Below are 19,770 nucleotides of genomic sequence, written 5' to 3'. Positions count from 1 at the left end.
CGTCCGACACGGGAACGGGGGAACAGCGGAAGGGACGGAGTGAAGTGAGCCTTGCCGACAACGGCACCGCCACCGGCAACGACCATGGCACCGACAGCGGGACCCGGCCGTGCGCGCCCACCAGAGGACGCCCACGCAGCGAGGCCGTCGAACGGGCCATCACGGAGGGCGTGATGAAGCTCCTGGAGGACGGCGTGCCGCTGGCCGAACTCTCCATCGAGCGCATCGCCCGTACCGCCGGTGTCGGCAAGGCCACCATCTACCGCCGCTGGCCGGGCAAGGAGGAACTGTTCGCCGACGTCGTCCGCGAGGCCGAGCCCCAGGACCCCGAACTGCCCGGCACCTCCCTGCGCGACGACCTCGTGGCCATGATGGAACAGCTGCGCCAGCGCGGCCTGTTGACCCGGTCCTCGGTGCTCCTGCACAACGTGTACGCGCAGATGAAGAGCAGCCCGAAGGTGTGGGCCGCCTACCACGCGAACGTCGTGGAGCCCCGCCGCCGCAAGCAGGTGGACCTCCTGCGCCGCGGCCAGGAGAACGGCGAGCTCCGCGCCGACATCGACGCCGAGCTGATGAACGACATGCTGGTCGGCCCGATGCTCCTGCGCACCGTCATGCGCTTCGACGCGGACCTCCCCGAAGGCCTGTCCGAACTCCTCGTCGACACCGTGCTGGTGGCCCTGCGGCCGGTCGCGCCGGCGATCTGAGCACCCGTCCGAATGTGCGCCTTTCGTCACAGAGGGCGCTGCCGCCGCGCGTGTTCGGAACTCCGGACGCCGACTTGTTCGTCCTCGTACCCGTACGGCCGTCATGGGACGGCGGATCGGAACCGATCATCCCCTAGGGTCGTAGGCGCGGGGACGATGGTGTGCACGGCAGGTAGTGAGGCGACGGTATGGCACAGCAGGCGTATGTGACGGAGACGGACGGCGGCGGCTCGGGGGACGAGCCGCGTGGATCCCGGCTTCGGCGCCTGTGGAACAGACTGATCAGCGGCTGGCGCGGCGATCCCAGGATCTGGCGCCGGGGCCTGGTCCTCGCCGCGCTGGCGATCGTCCTCGCCCTCGTCATGTTCCTGCACTCACGCATCCCGAACCGGATCGGCAACCTCGGCAGCCTCACGGAGACGTTCCTGCCGTGGTTCGGGTTCGCGATCCCGGTCCTGCTGATCCTCGGCCTGGTCCGCAGGTCGGCGACCGCGCTCATCGCCGTCGTCCTCCCGACGGTCGTGTGGCTGAACCTCTTCGGCGGGCTGCTGCTCAGCGACAAGACCGGCACCGGCGGCGACCTGACGGTGGCCACCCACAACGTCAACGCGGAGAACCCCGACCCGTCCGGTACGGCCCGTGACGTGGCCGCGTCCGGCGCGGACGTCCTCGCCCTGGAGGAACTGACGGCCTCGGCGGTCCCGACGTACGAGAAGGCACTCGCGTCGACGTACAAGTACCACTCGGTCGAGGGCACGGTCGGGCTGTGGAGCAAGTACCCGATGAGCGGCATCAAGGCCGTGGACATAAAGCTGGGCTGGACGCGCGCGATGCGCGCCACCGTCGCGACCCCCGAGGGGCAGATCGCGGTCTACGTCGCCCACCTCCCCTCGGTGCGGGTGAAGATCGAGGCCGGCTTCACGGCCCGGCAGCGGGACACGAGCGCCGACGCGCTGGGTGAGGCCATCGCCGCCGAGCCGCTCAAGCGGAAGATCCTCCTCGGCGACCTCAACGGCACGATGAACGACCGCTCGCTGAACGCCGTCACCTCCCAGATGCGTTCCACGCAGGGCGCTGCGGGCAGCGGCTTCGGGTTCAGCTGGCCGGCGTCGTTCCCGATGGCGCGGATCGACCAGATCATGGTCCAGGGTGTCGAACCGGTGACGTCGTGGACCCTCCCGAAGACGGGCAGCGACCATCTCCCGATCGCGGCCCGTGTGAACCTCGACACGAGCTCTTAACCTCGTGGAATAGCGGGCCTGGGAGTCTTTGTTCCGTAACTGAACTTAAGCTCGGTAGTACGGAACTCCGCTCTCCCTTGAAAGGCACAGGCACTTCCATGCCCCTGGCCCTGCTCGCTCTGGCCGTCGGCGCTTTTGGTATCGGCACCACCGAATTCGTGATCATGGGCCTCCTGCCCGAGGTCGCGGACGACCTGCACGTCTCCATCCCCACGGCGGGCCACCTGGTCTCGGCGTACGCGCTGGGCGTCGTCATCGGCGCTCCGTTGCTGGCGGCGGTCACCGCCCGTCTGTCCCGCCGCACGGTCCTGATCGGTCTGATGGCGCTGTTCGTGGCGGGCAACGTGCTCTCGGCCTTCGCCGCGAACTACGACTACCTCCTCGCGGCCCGCTTCCTGAGCGGCCTGCCGCACGGCGCCTTCTTCGGCGTAGGGGCGGTGGTCGCCACGACCATGGTCGCGCCCGAACGCAAGGCCCGCTCCGTCTCCCTGATGTTCCTGGGCCTCACGGTCGCCAACGTCGTGGGCGTACCGGCGGCCACGCTGATGGGCCAACACCTGGGCTGGCGAGCCACGTTCCTCCTCGTCAGCGTGATAGGCGTCGCGGCGATAGCGTCGTTGGCCCTGCTGATCCCGCACGACCACGCACACGCGCCGGTGGTGGGCCTGCGCCGCGAACTGGCGGCTCTTCGCTCCCTCCCGGTCTGGCTGGCACTGGGTACGACGGTGGCGGGCTTCGGCGCGCTCTTCTCGGCCTACAGCTACATCACCCCGATGCTGACGGACGCGGCGGGCTTCGCGGAGGGCAGCGTGACACTGCTGCTGGCCCTGTTCGGCGTAGGCGCCACGGCAGGCAACCTGGTCGGCGGCCGGCTGGCGGACCACTCCCTCCGCGGCACGTTGTTCGGCGGCCTGACGTCCCTGGCGGCGGTCCTGGCCCTGTTCCCCCTCCTCATGACGACGGAGTGGACGGCGGCACTGGCGGTCGTCCTCCTGGGCACGGCGGCGTTCGTGACGGGCTCCCCGCTCCAGCTGATGGTGATGGAGAAGGCGGCGGCAGGCCCGTCGTTGGCCTCCTCCGCCAACCAGGCAGCCTTCAACTTGGCCAACGCGGGCGGCGCTTGGATCGGCGGCCTGGCATTGGCGGCAGGCTTCGGCGCTACGTCCCCTGCGCTGGCCGGCGCGGTCCTGGCCGTGCTGGGACTGGGAGTTGCCGTGACGGCGTGGAGTGTCGACCGGCGTCGAGCGGTACCGGGGCGCGAGCGCGTGGTCGCGGCCCACGTACCGGACCAGTCCCCGGCACTACAGCACTGACTCGGCCCACCCGCCAACCCGTCCCGGGCAGTTGGAGGATTCACCTTCTGACCGACGGGGCGGGCACCTCGCCACGACCGCTTCCGCCTACGCCGAGCAACAACCCCGTCCGACTGTCACGCCCCCTCAGTCGAGACAGAACTCGTTGCCCTCGACGTCCTGCATCACCAGGCACGACTCGTTGTAGCCATCGGCGGTCAGGAGGCGCACGCGTACCGCGCCGAGCGCGAGCAGCCGTGCGCACTCGGCCTCCAGTGCGGCGAGGCGCTCCTCACCCGCGAGCCCGGTGCCGACCCGCACGTCGAGATGAAGCCGGTTCTTGAGGGCCTTCCCCTCGGGAACACGCTGGAAGAACAGTCGCGGGCCCACACCTGAGGGGTCGACGCACGCGAACGCCGAACCCTGACGTTCGGATGGCAGCGACTGATCGAAATCGCCCCACGTGGCAAACCCCTCCGGCGGAGGCGGTACGACGTATCCCAACACCTCGCACCAGAAACGGGCGACGCGCTCGGGTTCCGCGCAGTCGAAGGTGACCTGGAACTGCTTGATCGACGCCATCGGCCCACCGTAGTGGCGCATGCCGCTCACCGGGCGCCTGGGGTGTCATCGCGGGCTCGGCCCGGCCGGCCCGCGCCAGCCGTCAAAGACCCAGCACCAGATCCCGGACCGCCAAGGCCCGAGACAGGAACGGATGGTGGCCCGCGTCGAGTTCGACCACGCTGCCGGCCCGGCGGGCGTACTCGCGCTGGAGGTGCGGCGGGGTGCCCCGGTCCTGGGCGCAGACGAGGTACGTCGAGGACCGGCGACACCACCCGAACCGACGGGGCCTTCCGCGACTCCCTCGCCACACTCGAGCCCCTGCCCAGCGGCGGCGACCGCCCCTGACCCCACCGGCCCGGACCGCCCTAGTCGAACCGCTCCAGATCCCGCAGCCAAGCCGTGGCCGACCCGTCCGACGGCGCCCGCCAGTCCCCCCGAGGCGACAGCGACCCCCCCGCCGAAACCTTCGGCCCATTGGGCATCGCCGACCGCTTGAACTGCGCGAACCCGAAGAAGCGCCGGCAGAACACCTCAAGCCAACGCCGGATCTCGGGAAGGTCGTACGCGACCCGCTTCGCCTCGGGGAACCCGGGCGGCCACGCCCCGGCCCCCACCTCGTGCCACGCATGCCACGCCAGGAACGCGATCTTCGACGGCCGGAAGCCGTACCTGAGCACGTGGAACAGCGTGAAGTCGTGCAGCGCGTACGGGCCGATCTTCGACTCCGTCGACTGCATCTCCTCGCCCGGTACCAGCTCCGGGCTGATCTCCGTGTCGAGGATCGCGGTGAGGATCTTGCCGGTCTCCTCGTCGAACTGGTCGCTGCTGACGACCCAGCGGATGAGGTGCTGGATCAGGGTCTTGGGGACGCCGGAGTTGACGTTGTAGTGGCTCATCTGGTCGCCGACGCCGTACGTGGACCAGCCGAGCGCCAGCTCCGAGAGGTCGCCGGTGCCGAGCACGATGCCGTTGTGCTGGTTGGCGAGGCGGAACAAGTAGTCCGTGCGCAGGCCCGCTTGGACGTTCTCGAAGGTGACGTCGTAGACCGGCTTCCCGGAGGCGAAGGGGTGGTCCATCTCCTTCAGCATCAGCCGCGCCGTCGGCGTGATGTCCAGCTCGGCCGCCGTGACGCCGATCGCCCGCATCAGCGCGTGGGCGTTGTCCTTGGTGTGGTCGCTGGTCGCGAAACCGGGCAGCGTCCACGCCAGGATGTCGCTGCGCGGGCGCCCCGCGCGGTCCATCGCCCGGGCGGCGACGATCAGCGCGTGCGTCGAGTCGAGGCCGCCGGAGACCCCGATGACGACCTTGGGGCCGCCGATCGCCGCGAGGCGCTGCTGGAGGCCCTCGACCTGGATGTTGTACGCCTCGTAGCAGTCCTGCGCGAGGCGCTGCGCGTCGGCCGGCACGAACGGGAAGCGTTCCAGACGGCGGCGGAGCCCCAAGTCCGTGAGCGGCGGGGCGAGTTCGAAGGAAACTGTGCGGAAGTCGGCCGTCCGCGCCCTGTGCGTACGGCGGTTGTCGTCGAACGTGCCCATCCGCTGCCGCTCCTGCCGCAGCAGGTCCAGGTCGACGTCGGCCACCGCGTACTCGTCGCCCAGCGGGAAGCGTTCCGTCTCGGCCAGCAGCGCGCCGTTCTCGTAGATCATCGCCTGGCCGTCCCAGGACAGGTCGGTGGTCGACTCGCCGAGGCCGGCCGCGGCGTAGACGTACGCGGCGAGGCAGCGGGCGGACGCCGAGCGGCAGAGGAGTCTGCGGTCCTCGGCGCGGCCTACCGTGATCGGGCTGCCGGAGAGGTTGACGAGGACCGTCGCACCCGCGAGGGCGGCCTCGGCGCTCGGGGGCACCGGCACCCACATGTCCTCGCAGATCTCCGCGTGCAGCACGAGGGAGGGCACGTCCTGCGCCGCGAACAGCAGATCCACGCCGAACGGCACGCTCTCGCCGCCGACTTGGATCGAACCGCCGCGCTCGTCGGCGCCGTCGGCGATCTGGCGGCGCTCGTAGAACTCGCGGTAGTTCGGGGGGTACGACTTCGGTACGACACCCAGGACCCGGCCGCGGTGCACCAGCACCGCGCAGTTGTAGATCCGGTTGCGGTGGCGCAGCGGGGCGCCGACGACCAGCACCGGCAGCAGGTCCGCCGACCCCGTCACCACGTCCCGCAGCGCCTCCTCGACCTGGTCCAGGAGGACGTCCTGGAGGAGCAGGTCCTCGATGGAGTAGCCGCACAGGCCCATCTCGGCGAAGACGGCGACGGCGACGCCCTCCTCGTCGCACCGGCGGGCGTGGCGCAGGACCGCTTCGGCGTTGGCGTGCGGGTCCGCGATCACGGTGTGGCCCGTGCAGGCGGCGACGCGGGCGAAGCCGTGCTGATAGATCGACCAGAAGTTCAGTGGAGGCACGGGGTCCACTGTAATCGCCGGTAATCGTCAGGGCGACGCAATGGGGTGGCGTGAGGTGTGGTGCACCCCACGCCACCCCGTCGTCTCTTCCGGTCGCGTCAGAAGTCCTGGTACGCGACCTGTCGGCCCGAGGCGTCCAGCGGCTTGGGCGACATCTCCTTGCCGTTCGCGGGGAGCGGCCAGTCCTTCGGGATGATCTGGATCCAGTAGCGACCGGCGGGCAGCTGCTTGCCGGCCGGGAACGGCTCGGTCGGCAGGATCTCCTTGGTCGCCACCCGGATCTGGGTGGCGCGCGAGGGCAGCGGCCCGTAGTTGATGTCGCTGTCACCGGGCCCCGGACCACTGGCGTAGTAGCCCGACGACGGGTTCTTCTCGTCGAACCCGCACGCCCCGGCGTCCGGTCCCCCGGAGGCCGTCGGGCCGCCGGGCCCGTCGACCTCCATGCACAGCTGCCCGCCCTGCTGCCATGCGTACACCGACCAGGCGTTGCCCTGGTAGACGCCGCTGGTCAGCAGCACGTGCGGGGTCTGCGTCGGCTGGGAGTGCCCCGAGCAGCCGGCCGCCAGCAGGGCGACGGCCGTGACCGCCACCGCGCGCGGGCCGGCGGGCCTGAATGCCTTCACATCCGCTCCTTACTCTCTGTGGCTCTCGCCGGGCCTTCAGAACTTGGTGTGGGGATACACGACCCACACATGCAGGTTGGGGTGGCCGGAGGACCAGGTCTTCTGGCTGCCGTCCTTGTACAGCGGTTCGTTGTGCCGGGTGTTGGAGTGCTGGTCGATGTAGATGTTGCCGCCGTCGTTCTTCACGACGACGCCGGTGTGGGAGATCCCGGAGGCCGAGCTGCCGGACCAGTTCGCGAAGATCAGATCGCCCGGGGAGACGTCCTGGGCGTAGTGGTAGAAGTACGAGCCCTCGATGCTCTGGAAGTTCGCCTGGTGGTAGGCGCCCGCCCACGAATAGCTGGTGGTCGCCCCGAAGATGCCGTGCGACTGGAACCAGTAGTGGTCGTCGGAGTGGTGCGCCGGCGGAACGCTCGGCGTGTTCTCGTTCAGCTTGCCGCCGTAGTGGATGGCACGGGAGGCGAAGTCCGTGCAGTCGTCCGAGAACCCGTTGTACGTGCCGCCGTACCACTTGTTCGCCCAGGCGACGACGCCGGAGAGGTTGGCCCGGTGGCCCCCCGAGGAGCTGACCGTCTCGGTGCCGGCGGTGAGGTATCCGGTACTGGGGTCGGTGGTCAGGGCGGACGACGTGCTGGCGGGCGTTCCGTCGAGGGTGGCGGAGTAGGCGGTGATCTCGGAGGCGGCGGTCACCGGTTTGACGAGGGCGTCGGCGTCGGCCGCCTGGGAGATCTGCGGCACGGTGCCGGTGACGCTGAAGGTGTACGCGTCCTGGTCGATCGCCTCGCCGGGGACGGTGTCCGTGGTGCCGGTCCTGGTGTCGACGGTGGTGAAGGTCTCGTCCGCAGTGGTGTAGACGGTCACCGTGCCGCCGTCCGCCGAGAGGGCCGCGAGGGAGTTCGACAGGGCCGTGGTGTCGCTGGTCTCCGACTCGCTGTTCGCTGACTCCGCGGTGTGCACTCCGGCATCGGCGGTGGACTCGTAGCCGAGCCAGGTGGACACGTAGGCCGAGTAGGAGTCCGAGGCCAGTGCGGCGGTGGACGTGGTGTAGGTGCCCTTCTGCAGTCCGTCGCGGGCGTTCAGCATCTGGCCGGCCGCCTGGATGTACTGGGCGGGCCCGCCGGGCACCGCCTCGGGGCTGACCCCTGTGGCACTGGCCGCCGGTCCGGTGCCCACCGGGTTGGTGGCGGTGACCTTGACGGTGTAGCTCGTCCCGTCGGTCAGACCGGTGAGCAGGGCCTCGGTGGTGGTGGACGTGTTCGCCGTGGCCACGGTGCTGCCGGCGGCGTTGACCGCGCTGACGGTGTACGAGGAGATGCCGTCGCCGGGGTCGTCGTTGTCGGTGGCGTTCTCCCCCTCGACATAGCCCGTCGAAGCCGGTGCGGCCCAGGCCACGAGCACACCGCCGTCACCTGCGGTCGTCGTCAGCGAGGTGGGGGCGCCCGGCACGGCGGGCGGGGTGTACGTCACCTTGATCGACGCCGCCCCGGAGGCCGCGGTCGGACCGGCGTAGCCCACCCCGGAGGTCGCGGTCGCCTCGTCCGACGCCGACAGCAGGATGCCGTCGTCGGCGACATCGCCGTTGGCCCACTCCGCGACCAGCGGCGTGATGTCGTAGGCGCCCGCCGACTCGGTGCCGCTCGCGGTGAGGGTGGTGCTGACCGCGGCGAGCGACGTGCCGTCGGTCTGCGCGGTCACGCTGTCCTGTGCCAGCCCGATGGTCAGGGTGTCGCCGGCGCAGCCGCCCAGGCAGGCGGTGGACGTCAGGTCGAGGGTGGCGCTGTCGATGGTGGATCCGGCGGGGACGGCCGACAGATCCGGTCTGAGCGCGGACACCCAGTGCGAGGTGCCGTCTCCTCCGACGTCCAGCGTGGCGGGGTTCTGGGAGAGCGGGCACGGCGAGCCGGAGCACGCGGTGGAGTCGCTCTTCGCCGTCTCCGCGGTCAGCGACGAACCGGTGATCGTCACCGAGTCGGGCCCCGTCGTCGTCCCGGGCGAGGACGTTGAGGTGGTGGGCGTGAAGCTGATCGCGCCGCTGCTGGAGTGCACGCAGGCCGAGATCGACGCGGTGACCCACCACTTGTACGTCGTCCCGATGCTCAGCGCGCCCGCGGGCACCTGGTAGGTGAGGCGCTGGCCCGAGAGGACGGTGCCGGTGGCCATCGGCGTGCCGGCCACCGCGTTGCCCGAGCTGTCGGTGACGAACAGCGAGCCGCTGATGCTGCCGACGCCGTTGTACGTCTCAAGGACCGTCGACAGCACCGGGGTCGTGGTGGTGGAGTCCGCGGACTCGGGCTCCACCACGACCGGCGTCTGGTCGGTCGTCGCCCCGGGACAGATGACGGCCTCGGCACGGCCGGGAGCCACCAGCACGCCGACCAGCAGGGCGAGCAACAGCAGGACGGCGCGCGCCACGTGGGCCGCGGGTCTCGAACGTACAGTGCTGTGTGACATGACATCCCCGTTCGGTGGTCAAGGGTGAACGGGGGGTCGGCTGATCCGCGCGGCGGACGGCGACCTCGGCGTCGCGACTCGAAGGTGTTCGGCCTGCTCCGGCTCCCGAAGACTGCCCCCCGTACGAACTGGTACGGCGGCACGCGAGGGCAAGTTGTCATTCCCCCGTCAACCGCTGCGCCCTGACCGTATCTCCAGGGGATCTTCACGCATAGGGCCAGTGACCTGTGATGACCATACGGAGACCGCCCCTTTCCCCGTGCGTTGCGCCTGCTTGAAGAAGGCGAACGCAAAGGGGCGTGAGGTCCGTAAGAACCCCACGCCCCTTTGCTGAACCGCTCTGTGGATCAGTGCTTGTGGTGCGACTTCTGCGGCACGTACGACGCGACGTAACCGTCCGCCGGCGTGCCCACGCCGGTCACGTCGTCATAGCCCTTCACCGCGGACAGCGAGCTGTCCTTGCCGAGGCTGCGGACCGAGGTCAGCAGGCCTTCGGAGGCGTCGAAGCTGTTGGCGAAGTCCACGCGCGCCACCGCCAGGCCGGAGCCCGTCGGGTTGTCGGTCACGTCGTGGTAGGCCTTCGTGCCGTACTTGGAGTAGATCGACGGGTTGGCGAAACCGATCGCCTTGCCGCCGCGCGCCTCCTGGGCCAGGGCCTGGACCGCCGCGATCACCGGGGAGGCGAGCGAGGTGCCGCCGATCCGGTACTCGCTGTACTGCTCCGAACCGTCGGGGAAGGTCTGCGTCTGGCCGACCTTGAATCCGGTGTTCGGGTCGGCGATCGCCGAGATGTCCGGGACGACGCGGTTGCCGGCGGCGCTGTTGGCCTTGGCGAGCGCGTCCGGGACGACACCCTTCTGGTAGAAGGGCTCGGCCACCGTCTTGCTGGTGCCGCCGCCCGCGCCCGAGGTGAAGGCGCCGGGGAAGCTGGTCCAGCTCTTGCCGTCGGCCGACAGCGAGGCCTTCTCGGTGCCCCAGCCGGTCTCCCACAGGTACTTGTCACCCTTGCCGACGGCCAGCGAGGTACCGCCGACCGCCGTCACCCACGCCGAGTTGGCCGGGGTGTCGACCTGCTTCACCTTGGTGTTGGCGACCTCGTCGCCGTTGTCACCGGAGGAGAAGTAGAAGCCGATGCCCTCGACCGCGCCCAGCTGGAACACCTGGTCGTAGGCGGCCGCGAGGTCCGGGGTCTGGTTGGCCTCGATGTCGCCCCACGAGTTGGAGACGATGTCGGCCAGGTGGTTGTCGACGACCTTGCTGAGCGAGTCGAGCAGATCGTCGTCGTAGCAGGACGCGGCACCCACGTACGTGATGTTCGCGTCCGGCGCCACCGCGTGCACGGCCTCGACGTCGAGGGTCTCCTCGCCGTACCAGCCGGCCGCCCCGCACTCCTCGGTCTTGGTGTACTCCGAGGGGAGCACCTGCTTGAGCGTGCTGGTGGTGTACTTCGCGTCGCCGTGGGCCTTCGCGTACGTGGCCCCGTCGTAGGCGATCGTCGGGGAGGCGTACGCGTCGGTGATCGCGACCCGCACCCCCTTGCCCGTGTACTTGCCCGCGCCGTAGGCCGCACGCAGCTGCTTGCCGGTGTAGCCCTGGACCGCGTACGGGATCTTCTGGCCGTAGGCGGAAGGCAGCGTGGTCGCGATGTTCGAGCCGTAGTACGAGGAGAACGGACCGGAGTTCTTGAACACCGTGTCCGGACCCGGCAGCGTGTCCTCGTGGCTCGCCGTGTGCGGGGCGTTGTCCAGACCGGTGACGGTCAGGACGGCACCGTTGAGGCTGTCCGGCGCGGAGGCCGTCTTCGACGGGGCGCGGTAGGTCTTCGAGCCCTTCGAGTAGTTGTGCAGCGAGGTGCTGAACGCCTTCTCGACCGCGGCCACGTCACCGGAGACCGTGACGTAGTGCTGCGTGGTGCCGGTGACCTTCAGCCCGGCGGACTTCAGCCAGGACTTGACGGCCGTCACCTGGGCCGTCGTGGCGCCGAAGCGCTGCTGCACCTGAGCGGCGCTCAGGTACTTGCCGTACAGGGCCGAACTCGGGTCCGACACGGACTTGGCGTACGCCGCGAGACCGGAGGCGTCCCGGCCGGCGAGGTAGACCCGGGCGGAGACCTGGGAGCTGTCGGAGGTCGCTCCCTTGTCCGCCTTGGCCGTCGCCCACGCGGGCTTGGTGCCCGCGAGCGTGTCCCGGCCCGGGCTGTCCGCGGCGTGCGCCGCGGGTATGCCGAGCGCCAGTGCACCGGCGATCATGGGCAGTGTCGCCGCCATGCTCACGCCGGCGCGCTTGGTGGCGCGATTGGATCTCATAAAACCCCCTGCTATGCGGTTCGACGCATGGAGTGGTTGGTCGTCGTCGATCCGTACGGAACCCGCGGCGGGAGGGTCCGGGATGGATCACACGTGGGGGCCACTCTTTCGATGAACCGTTCATGCCAGGGGAACGCGAAAGTCAAGAGAACCCCAAGGAACCGTCACCCGGGGCGAATTGGGGGCTTTTTTCCTTACGGGCGTGTAACGAACGACCGGGGGTGCTTTACGAACGCGCTTTTGCGCCACGCTCCTTGAGCATGTCGGCCATCAACTGGATCTCCGACTGCTGCGCGTCCACCATCCCCTGCGCCAGCCGCTTCTCCACCCCCACCCGGCACTTCTCCACACACCCCTCGGCCATGTGGATACCGCCCTTGTGGTGGTCCGTCATGAGCTGCAGGAAGAACACCTCGGCGGGCTTGCCGCTCAGCGTGTTCAGCTTCTTCAGCTCGGTGTTGGTCGCCATCCCTGGCATCAGCGCGCCATCCTTGCCGGACGCCATGTCACCCATGCCCATCCAGGTCATCGGCGGATCGGCCGACACCTTCGGAAGGTTCCACAGGTCCAACCACCCCAGCAGCATGCCCCGTTGGTTGGCCTGCGTCTGCGCGATGTCGTATGCGAGGCGCCGTACCTCCACGTTCTTCGTACGGTCCCGCACGATGTACGACATCTCGACGGCCTGCTGGTGATGGACCGCCATGTCCCGCGCGAAGCCCGCGTCGGCCGAATCGGCCGTAGGAGTGGGGGAGTTGGTGGACGATCCGCCGTCCTCGGCGACCGCGTACGTGATCGCGCCGGCCGCGACGAGCGCCGTCGCCGCGGCCCCGGCGATCAGAGCCGCGGACCTCACTGCGACAGCCCGCCCGTGCACGCGGCGCCCGGCTCCGGCGTCTGGCTGCCCTGCACGAACTTCTCGAAGAACGTGTTCACGTCCGGGTCGCTCGCGCTCTTCACGGTCCGCTGGTGACCCCACGCCGACAGCATGATCGGGTCCTTCTGGCTGTCGTACGGGCTCATCAGCGAGTACGGCGTCGACTTCACCTTGGCCGCGAGCGCCTTGATGTCGGCGGCCGAGGCCTTCTTGTTGTACGTCACCCAGACCGCGCCGTGCTCCAGCGCGTGCACCGCGTTCTCGTCCTTGACGGCCTTGGTGTAGACGTCGCCGTTGCAGTTCAGCCAGACCGGGTTGTGGTTGCCGCCCACCGGCGGGTGCATCGGGTAGTTCACCGTGCCCGTGACGTGAGTGCGGCCCAGCGTGCCCTTCCAGGTGTTCACACCGTCCGCGCCCGCGACGAAGTGACCCGAAGCGGAGTTCTTGGAGTCGCTCGCGGAACTGTCCTTCTTGCCGGACTGCGCGTGCACGACCGCGACCCCGCCGACGACGAGACCGGCTACGACCACCGCGCTCGCCGCGATCTTCACGATCCGGGAACGTCGCTCGCGGGACTGCTCGGCGCGCCGCATCTCCTCGATGCGGGCCTTGCGCGCCGCGGTACCGGTGTTCTTGGCGGAACCCATGAGGTATGTGTCCTTTTTGGGGGAAGGGACGGGGAAGGGACAGGAAGGTCGGGACGTACTGATCGTAGTGGGCGGAAACACGTTCTCGTAGGGCGCCCACAGCAAAGTCGGGGGAACACCAGGGTCACCCCCGGACCAGGCATTACGAATGTCAGTCCGAGCAGGCAAGATGGTCACAAGAGGGGCAAGAGCGCAGGACACCTGCCGTACGCGAGCCGTTCAGCCCGAGGTCGACCGGTCGATCATGGTCGGCAACGCGCACGAAATGGTGTTGTGGTGGGATGCTCAGGTGCCCGACCGCCTCCTGCGGTACGAGGACAGGCGGCCTGACCAGCAAGGATGGGGAAGCGGAAGATGGACAAGCAGCAGGAGTTCGTGCTCCGGACGTTGGAGGAGCGCGACATCCGGTTCGTACGGCTGTGGTTCACGGACGTGCTGGGCTTCCTCAAGTCCGTCGCCGTGGCCCCCGCCGAGCTGGAACAGGCCTTCGACGAGGGCATCGGCTTCGACGGCTCCGCGATCGAGGGCTTCGCCCGGGTCTACGAGTCCGACATGATCGCCAAGCCGGACCCCTCCACCTTCCAGGTCCTGCCGTGGCGCGCGGAGGCCCCCGGCACGGCCCGGATGTTCTGCGACATCCTCATGCCGGACGGCTCCCCGTCCTTCGCGGACCCGCGCTACGTGCTGAAGCGAGCCCTCGCCAAGACCTCCGACCTGGGCTTCACCTTCTACACCCACCCGGAGATCGAGTTCTTCCTCCTGAAGGACCGCCCCCTGGACGGCTCCCGCCCGACACCCGCCGACAACTCCGGCTACTTCGACCACACCCCGCAGAACGTGGGCATGGACTTCCGCCGCCAGGCGATCACCATGCTGGAGTCGATGGGCATCTCGGTCGAGTTCTCCCACCACGAGGGCGCCCCCGGCCAGCAGGAGATCGACCTCCGCTACGCGGACGCCCTCTCCACCGCGGACAACATCATGACGTTCCGCCTGGTCATGAAGCAGGTGGCGCTGGAGCAGGGCGTGCAGGCGACGTTCATGCCGAAGCCGTTCTCGGAGCACCCGGGCAGCGGAATGCACACGCACCTCTCCCTCTTCGAGGGCGACCGGAACGCGTTCTACGAGTCCGGCTCGGAGTACCAGCTCTCCAAGGTCGGCCGCTCCTTCATCGCGGGCCTGCTGAAGCACGCGGGCGAGATCTCCGCCATCACCAACCAGTGGGTCAATTCCTACAAGCGCATCTGGGGCGGCTCCGAGCGCACCGCCGGCGCCGGCGGCGAGGCCCCCTCGTACATCTGCTGGGGCCACAACAACCGCAGCGCCCTGGTCCGCGTCCCGATGTACAAGCCCGGCAAGACCGGCTCCGCGCGCGTGGAGGTCCGCTCCCTGGACTCGGGCGCGAACCCGTACCTGGCCTACGCCCTTCTCCTCGCCTCCGGCCTCAAGGGCATCGAAGAGGGCTACGAACTCCCCCCGGGCGCCGAGGACGACGTCTGGGCCCTCTCCGACGCGGAACGCCGCGCGATGGGCATCGAGCCGCTCCCGCAGAACCTGGGCGAGGCCCTCACCCTGATGGAGCGAAGCGACCTCGTCGCCGAGACCCTGGGCGAGCACGTCTTCGACTTCTTCCTGCGCAACAAGCGGCAGGAGTGGGAGGAGTACCGCAGCGAGGTCACGGCGTTCGAGCTGCGGAAGAACCTGCCGGTGCTGTAAAGGCAGGCGTTCAGTCGAGTGGGGCCGACGGTCGGGAACCGTCGGCCCTGCCGCGCTTCATCAGGGGGTGGCATGGACGAGGACGTGGTCAGTGCCCGGCTGCACAGCCGGGTCCGGCGGGACTTTCCGGATGCCGATGTCGCGCGGGGGATCGTCGGGGCGTTGAGAGTGCTCGCGGTCCAGCTCGAAGGGTCGCTGCAGAGCGCGGAGCGGCTGCTGGCGGCGGCTGTGGTGATCGCAGCCGGAGACGTCGATCGGTTTCGGTCGGCGGTACGGCTCGCTCGGACGGACTGGCGTGACCTGCTCATGGCGGGCGGGCTGGGGCACGCGGACTGGCCGCGCGTGCTGGACGAGGAACTGGGCCCTCGATAGCGGTCGGCGTGCCTCGTGTACGCCGAAGACGGTGTCGGCCTACCTCACATACGCCGGAGACACCGCCGCCGTGCTGATCCGCCGAGCCCTGCCCGTGCCGTCCGCCGGGGCGCTGTACAGATCGGCGCCGTAGTCGCCGGGCATGGCGTAGACGATCGTGTGGTCGTCGCGCCAGACGGCCTGGTCGTCGACGCTCCTCGGCTCCGCCAGTGAAGTCTCGTGCATCGTGCGGAGGTTGAGGACGTAGAGGTGCCAAGGGGCGTCCTTCGGGAGGCCCTTGACGCGTTTCTTGTACGCGATGCGCGTGCCGTCGGGGGAGAGGGACGGGCATTCGACGTTGGTGTGGAGCGTGGTGACCGTGCGCGTGCGCAGGTCGCCCCGCACCAGATAGGTGCTGCCCTTCGTCGCCAGCGTCGCGTAGAAGGTGCGGTCGTCCGATGCGAAGGTCACGCCCCAGAAGTTGACGTCGGCGGAGTGGTAGACGTGGCCGTCCTTGATGATCCGGAACGACTCCAACGTCGGGATCAGCTTCCCCGTCCGTGTGTCCACGATCGCCGCCCGCGTCGAGAAGTTCGTCCCGGCATACGAGTCGCCGCCCACGAACGCCGTCCACGCGGCGAAGTGGCCCGTGGGGGAGACCCGGGCGCGGGAGGGGATGCCGGGGACGTCGTAGCGGGCCGTCTCCTTGAGGTGGGCGTCGAGGATCAGTGCGCGGTACGTGTCCGTGACCGTGCCGTGGACCGCCTGGAGGCAGACCCCCGTGCCCGAACTGGCGTAGAAGCGCAGGCACTTGACGCCCGCGGCGGTGCGGGGGCCGGAGGGATCGGACGCCGGGACCGTGGTGAGTTCGTCGCGGTGGGGGCCCCAGGCCATGTTGCGGAACACCATGGTGCCGGGTGTTGTGAGAGTGATCCGGCCCGCGGTGATCTTCGGGCCGCCGGGCTGGGTCACGTTCCGTCGTTCGGCCCGTGCGGACGCGTGCAGGACCGAGGCCGTGGCGACCGCCGCGAGTGCGGCCACGGCCGCGAGGAGGACCAGGATGCGGTTGCGCAGGGTCATGGGGCAGGCTCCAGAACTGATCGGCCCGGACGGAGAGTTGACGCGAACGCCGCGCAGACCGCCAGCGCCGCCGCCGACGCCGTGAGCGCCGTACGGTCGCCCCACAGCGTCCACGCCGCACCGAAGCCGAGCGAGCACACGAACCGTGCCGCCGCCTGGCCCGTCTGCACCAACGCGAGCCCCGACGACCGCAGTTCCGCCGGCACGCTGTCCGAGGCCGCCGCCATCAGCACGCCGTCGGTCGCCGCGTAGAAGGCGCCGTGCAGGAGGAGGACGGCGTAGGGGAGAGCCGTGCCGTGCCAGGACGTCAGCAGCAAGGCGTACGCCGTGAGGAGGGCGCCGTGGCCGCCGAGGAACACCCGCCAGCGGCCGACACGGTCCGCGAGCCGGCCCAGCGGTACGGCGAGGAGCAGGAACGCCGCCGCCGTGCCCAGCGGCAGCAGCGCGAACCAGCGGTCGGGGACGCCGAGTCGCCGTTGCAGGAGCAGGTAGACGAAGGAGTCGCTGACCGTCGCGAGGCCGAGGAGGAGCGCGCAGACGGTGATACGGCGCAGGTCGCGGCGGGCGAGGAGGGCGAAGGCGGCGCGGAGGGTCGGGCGTACGGCCTGCTCGTCTACGGCCTTCTCACCTATGGCCTGTTCCCCTACGGCTCTTTCCCCTACGACCCTCTCCCGTGCGGCTTTCTCCGTGCGGGGCGCGGCAGTTGACGTCGACCCCGGCACGAACAGCACCAGCACCAGGACGCCGACCACCGCCACGCAGAAGCTCACCGTGAACACCGCGTCGTAGCCGTCCACCGTCGCCCGGAGGATCAGGAACGCCACCAGCGGGCCGAGCAGCGCGCCCGCCGTGTCCATCGCGCGGTGTACGCCGAAGGCACGACCACGGTTCTCCGGGGTGGAGGAGAGGGAGATCAGCGCGTCGCGGGGTGCTGTGCGCAGGCCCTTGCCCGTGCGGTCGGCGGCGAGGATCAGGCCGATCGGGGGGAGGGTGTGGGCGAGCAGGAGCAACGGCTTGCAGAGCGCCGAGATGCCGTAGCCGATGCCCGCGATCCACTTGTGGCGGCCGCCGCCGCGGTCGGCGAGGTGGCCGCCGGCCAGCCGGACGAGCGCCGAGAAGCCGTTGTAGATGCCGTCCAGGAGACCGAAGCCCAGCGGGGACAGGCCGAGGCCCGTCACCAGGTACAGCGGGAGGACCGCGGTCACCATCTCGGACGACACGTCGGTGATCAGGCTGACCGCGCCCAGTGCGAAGACGGTGGGCGCTACGGCGGCGGACACCCGCGCCGTCCTACGGGCAATACCCGTAGTACTCCCGGCACTTGGGTCGGCGTTGGCGCGGCTGTCCGCCACGTACATCTCAGGACGCCCAGATGCCGGTGATGTCGGCGGCCGAGGCCGCGTTGCCCGCGTGGGTGGTCAGGCCCTGGGAGTCCTCCAGGGTCCGCAGCAGGTTGTAGTGGTTGTACGTGGTCGAGGACGTCGAACCCGCCTTCACCGGCTGGCCGTAGAAGACCGTCGGGATGCGGTTGCCGCTGAGCAGGTTGTCCTCGTCGAAGGTCACGACGAGCAGGCTGTTGTGGGTCTTGGCCCAAGTGGCGTACGCGCCGAGGTTGTTCTTCACCCAGGTGTCACCGGTCGCCACCGAGCAGTCGTGCATGTCGCTGCACAGGTTGGGGGTGACGAAGGAGATGTCGGGGAGGGTCGTGTAGTCCGTCGGGAACTGCGTGAACGTCTTCGCCGTTGACGTCGCGACGTTGGAGAAGCCGAACCACGGGTTGTGCTTACGCGCGTAGTTGCCGCTGCTGCACGTCGTGGAACCCTGGCTCGGCAGCGTCTCGTTGTAGCTGGCCCAGGTGCCGCCCGCGGCGGTCACCTCGGAGGCGAGGTTCGCGGCCGAGGAGAAGCCCGCCGTGTAGCAACTGTCGCTGGTGATGCCCTGGGTGGAGCCGGAGAACAGCGCGAAGTAGTTCGGCTGGCTCGGGTGGGTGATCCCGTACGACTGGGTGAGGGCGGCGCCGCCGGTCGCGAGCGAGTTGATGTAGGGGGCACTGGAGGAACCGATGTCCTGGCTGTAGGCGTGGTTCTCCATCACCACCACGACGACGTGGTCCGGGGTCGGCACCCCGGTCGCGGCGTGCGCGGTCGACACGGTGCCGAAACCGGTCCAGACCCCGACGGCGGCTGCCGAGAAGGCGAGCGCGGACGCCACGACGGCGCGGCTGCGGCGGTACACGGAACGGCCGGAACCGCCGGACACTTCTTCACTGCCGGACACTTCTACCTCCGGGTGGGGGGAGGACGGGGGTGACGGTGCGGACAGAGCATGCACACGCCAAAATGCCCGCCTCCCACCACTCCCAACCCGGCGGATGAAGAATTGGTGAACTACTCCTGCGGCGCCGCCAGTTGGGCCAGCACCTGGTGCAGCGGCTCGGCGGCCCGCTTCCGGTACTCCTGGATCGCCCAGCCGTTCCCGTCCGGGTCCTTGAAGTACATGAACGTCGCCCCGTCCTGCGGCGCGAACTGCACCGGCTCGCTGACATCGAGGCCGCGCGCGGTCAGCTCGTCGTAGGCCGCCTTCGCGTCCTGCACGCACAGCTGCATGCCGTGGTACGTCCCCGGCTGCGGCGTCCCGGTGGGGATCTGCAACCCGGCGACCAGCGCGATCGAACAGCCCGAGCCCGGCGGCGTCATCTGCACGATCCGCACGCCCTCCATCACCTCACCGTCGAGATCGACGTGGAAGCCGACCTTGTCCCGGTAGAACTCCTTGGCCCGGTCCACGTCCGAGACCGGCAGGACGATCACTTCGAGGGTCATGTCCATGGCTTGACTCCTTTGTCAGGCGCGTCACTCGAACCGCCACCGCGTCTGGCTGAACGGCTCCCCCTTACCGAAGCCGAAAACCGTGCGGGGCGCCACAGCGAAGACGTACGCGTACCCGGAACCGTGATGAAACGCCCCGTCCCGCACGTCGAAGCGCCAGAAGCTGCCGTACTTCGCCTCCCACGCGGCGGCCAGCTCCCGCAGCCGGTCCTCGTCCGTGACCCGCGCCGCCGCACCCTCGACGACCAGGTCGTACCCCTCGTCCCAGGTGCTCGTGCCCGTCGTCAGCACGACGTGCGGGTTGCCGTCGAGGTTGCGGGCCTTGCGTTCCTCGGGCCCGGTGCAGAAGTGCAGCGCCCCGTCCGCCCACACCGCGGGCAGGGGCGTCACATGCGGCCGCCCGTCCGGCCGTACCGTCGAGATCCAGAACTGCTCGGCCGCCCCGAGCTGAGCCTCGGCAGCGGACCAGTCGGTCGCGGTGGCCGCCGGGTCGCTGTAGCGGGGGTCGAGACGGGTGATCGGCTGCTTGTCAGTCATCGGCTGCCCCTGGTCCCTGAGCCGTAGGTCATCGGCTACTCCCTGAGTCGTACGTCCTCTCTTCCGCAGACTCCATCTCACTCCAGAACTCATCGCCGCACGCCCCGGCGCCACCGCCCGCACCTGCGGTTAGGCTCGGGACGTTACG

At 69.6% G+C, this 19,770-nt stretch carries 18 protein-coding genes; 5 read left to right on the top strand and 13 right to left on the bottom strand.

The window, feature by feature from the left end; translation table 11 throughout:
- The first annotated feature begins 44 nt into the window (after positions 1-44).
- The 3 genes from ACGFY9_RS22985 to ACGFY9_RS22975 all read left to right on the top strand — a co-directional run bounded on the left by ACGFY9_RS22985 (position 45) and on the right by ACGFY9_RS22975 (position 3,261).
- Positions 45-707 (top strand): TetR/AcrR family transcriptional regulator, encoded by a 663-nt coding sequence (locus tag ACGFY9_RS22985; protein ID WP_393756830.1) that lies wholly within the window; start codon positions 45-47, stop codon positions 705-707.
- Between the two features lie 188 nt (positions 708-895).
- Positions 896-1,948, top strand: a complete 1,053-nt coding sequence (locus ACGFY9_RS22980) for an endonuclease/exonuclease/phosphatase family protein (protein ID WP_393756828.1) — start codon at positions 896-898, stop codon at positions 1,946-1,948.
- A gap of 98 nt (positions 1,949-2,046) precedes the next feature.
- On the top strand, positions 2,047-3,261 hold the full coding sequence (locus ACGFY9_RS22975; RefSeq protein WP_393756826.1) for an MFS transporter: 1,215 nt from the start codon (positions 2,047-2,049) through the stop codon (positions 3,259-3,261).
- 126 nt (positions 3,262-3,387) lie between these two features.
- On the opposite strand, the gene ACGFY9_RS22970 is transcribed toward ACGFY9_RS22975, so the two are convergent.
- The 8 genes from ACGFY9_RS22970 to ACGFY9_RS22935 form a co-directional block, all read right to left on the bottom strand.
- Entirely contained in the window at positions 3,388-3,822 is a 435-nt protein-coding gene (locus tag ACGFY9_RS22970) for a VOC family protein (RefSeq protein WP_393756824.1), read from the bottom strand.
- A gap of 82 nt (positions 3,823-3,904) precedes the next feature.
- Positions 3,905-4,279 (bottom strand): alpha/beta fold hydrolase, encoded by a 375-nt coding sequence (locus ACGFY9_RS22965; protein ID WP_393756822.1) that lies wholly within the window; start codon positions 4,277-4,279, stop codon positions 3,905-3,907.
- Positions 4,170-6,206, bottom strand: a complete 2,037-nt coding sequence (locus ACGFY9_RS22960) for an NAD(+) synthase (RefSeq protein WP_393756820.1) — start codon at positions 6,204-6,206, stop codon at positions 4,170-4,172. Before ACGFY9_RS22960 ends, ACGFY9_RS22965 begins: the two co-directional genes overlap by 110 nt.
- Positions 6,207-6,304: 98 nt before the next feature.
- Complete coding sequence (locus tag ACGFY9_RS22955; RefSeq protein ID WP_393756818.1) at positions 6,305-6,829, bottom strand: hypothetical protein; 525 nt, start codon at positions 6,827-6,829, stop codon at positions 6,305-6,307.
- A 36-nt stretch (positions 6,830-6,865) separates the two neighbouring features.
- Positions 6,866-9,280: a DNRLRE domain-containing protein gene (locus ACGFY9_RS22950; RefSeq protein WP_393756816.1), complete on the bottom strand. Its 2,415-nt coding sequence runs from the start codon at positions 9,278-9,280 to the stop codon at positions 6,866-6,868.
- A gap of 347 nt (positions 9,281-9,627) precedes the next feature.
- Positions 9,628-11,586, bottom strand: a complete 1,959-nt coding sequence (locus ACGFY9_RS22945; protein ID WP_393756814.1) for a protease pro-enzyme activation domain-containing protein — start codon at positions 11,584-11,586, stop codon at positions 9,628-9,630.
- Between the two features lie 226 nt (positions 11,587-11,812).
- Positions 11,813-12,442 (bottom strand): DUF305 domain-containing protein, encoded by a 630-nt coding sequence (locus ACGFY9_RS22940; RefSeq protein ID WP_393756812.1) that lies wholly within the window; start codon positions 12,440-12,442, stop codon positions 11,813-11,815.
- Positions 12,439-13,110, bottom strand: coding sequence for a DUF3105 domain-containing protein (locus ACGFY9_RS22935; protein ID WP_393756810.1), 672 nt, complete (start codon positions 13,108-13,110; stop codon positions 12,439-12,441). Before ACGFY9_RS22935 ends, ACGFY9_RS22940 begins: the two co-directional genes overlap by 4 nt.
- Before the next feature lie 354 nt (positions 13,111-13,464).
- On the opposite strand from ACGFY9_RS22935, the gene glnA reads away from it, so the two are divergent.
- Entirely contained in the window at positions 13,465-14,826 is a 1,362-nt protein-coding gene (glnA, locus tag ACGFY9_RS22930) for a type I glutamate--ammonia ligase (protein WP_019064820.1), read from the top strand.
- A 72-nt stretch (positions 14,827-14,898) separates the two neighbouring features.
- On the top strand, positions 14,899-15,198 hold the full coding sequence (locus ACGFY9_RS22925) for a hypothetical protein (protein ID WP_393756808.1): 300 nt from the start codon (positions 14,899-14,901) through the stop codon (positions 15,196-15,198).
- 39 nt (positions 15,199-15,237) lie between these two features.
- Here the strand turns inward: ACGFY9_RS22925 and ACGFY9_RS22920 are convergent, their stop codons facing one another.
- The 5 genes from ACGFY9_RS22920 to ACGFY9_RS22900 form a co-directional block, all read right to left on the bottom strand.
- The gene (locus tag ACGFY9_RS22920; protein WP_393756806.1) at positions 15,238-16,257 is read right to left on the bottom strand and encodes a TolB family protein; all 1,020 of its coding nucleotides are present in this window, start codon (positions 16,255-16,257) and stop codon (positions 15,238-15,240) included.
- Positions 16,254-17,615: an MFS transporter gene (locus ACGFY9_RS22915; protein ID WP_393756804.1), complete on the bottom strand. Its 1,362-nt coding sequence runs from the start codon at positions 17,613-17,615 to the stop codon at positions 16,254-16,256. The genes ACGFY9_RS22920 and ACGFY9_RS22915 overlap by 4 nt, the downstream gene beginning before the upstream one ends.
- A gap of 1 nt (position 17,616) precedes the next feature.
- Positions 17,617-18,492 (bottom strand): alkaline phosphatase family protein, encoded by an 876-nt coding sequence (locus tag ACGFY9_RS22910; RefSeq protein WP_393757402.1) that lies wholly within the window; start codon positions 18,490-18,492, stop codon positions 17,617-17,619.
- Between the two features lie 152 nt (positions 18,493-18,644).
- Entirely contained in the window at positions 18,645-19,085 is a 441-nt protein-coding gene (locus tag ACGFY9_RS22905; protein ID WP_393756802.1) for a VOC family protein, read from the bottom strand.
- Positions 19,086-19,109: 24 nt separating this feature from the next.
- A complete protein-coding gene (locus ACGFY9_RS22900) occupies positions 19,110-19,622 on the bottom strand; it encodes a pyridoxamine 5'-phosphate oxidase family protein (protein WP_393756800.1) in 513 nt (170 codons plus the stop codon).
- Positions 19,623-19,770 lie beyond the last annotated feature (148 nt).

This window comes from Streptomyces sp. NPDC048504, from assembly GCF_043200035.1.
Lineage (GTDB): Bacteria > Actinomycetota > Actinomycetes > Streptomycetales > Streptomycetaceae > Streptomyces.
This window is presented reverse-complemented; position numbering and strand designations above follow the sequence as displayed.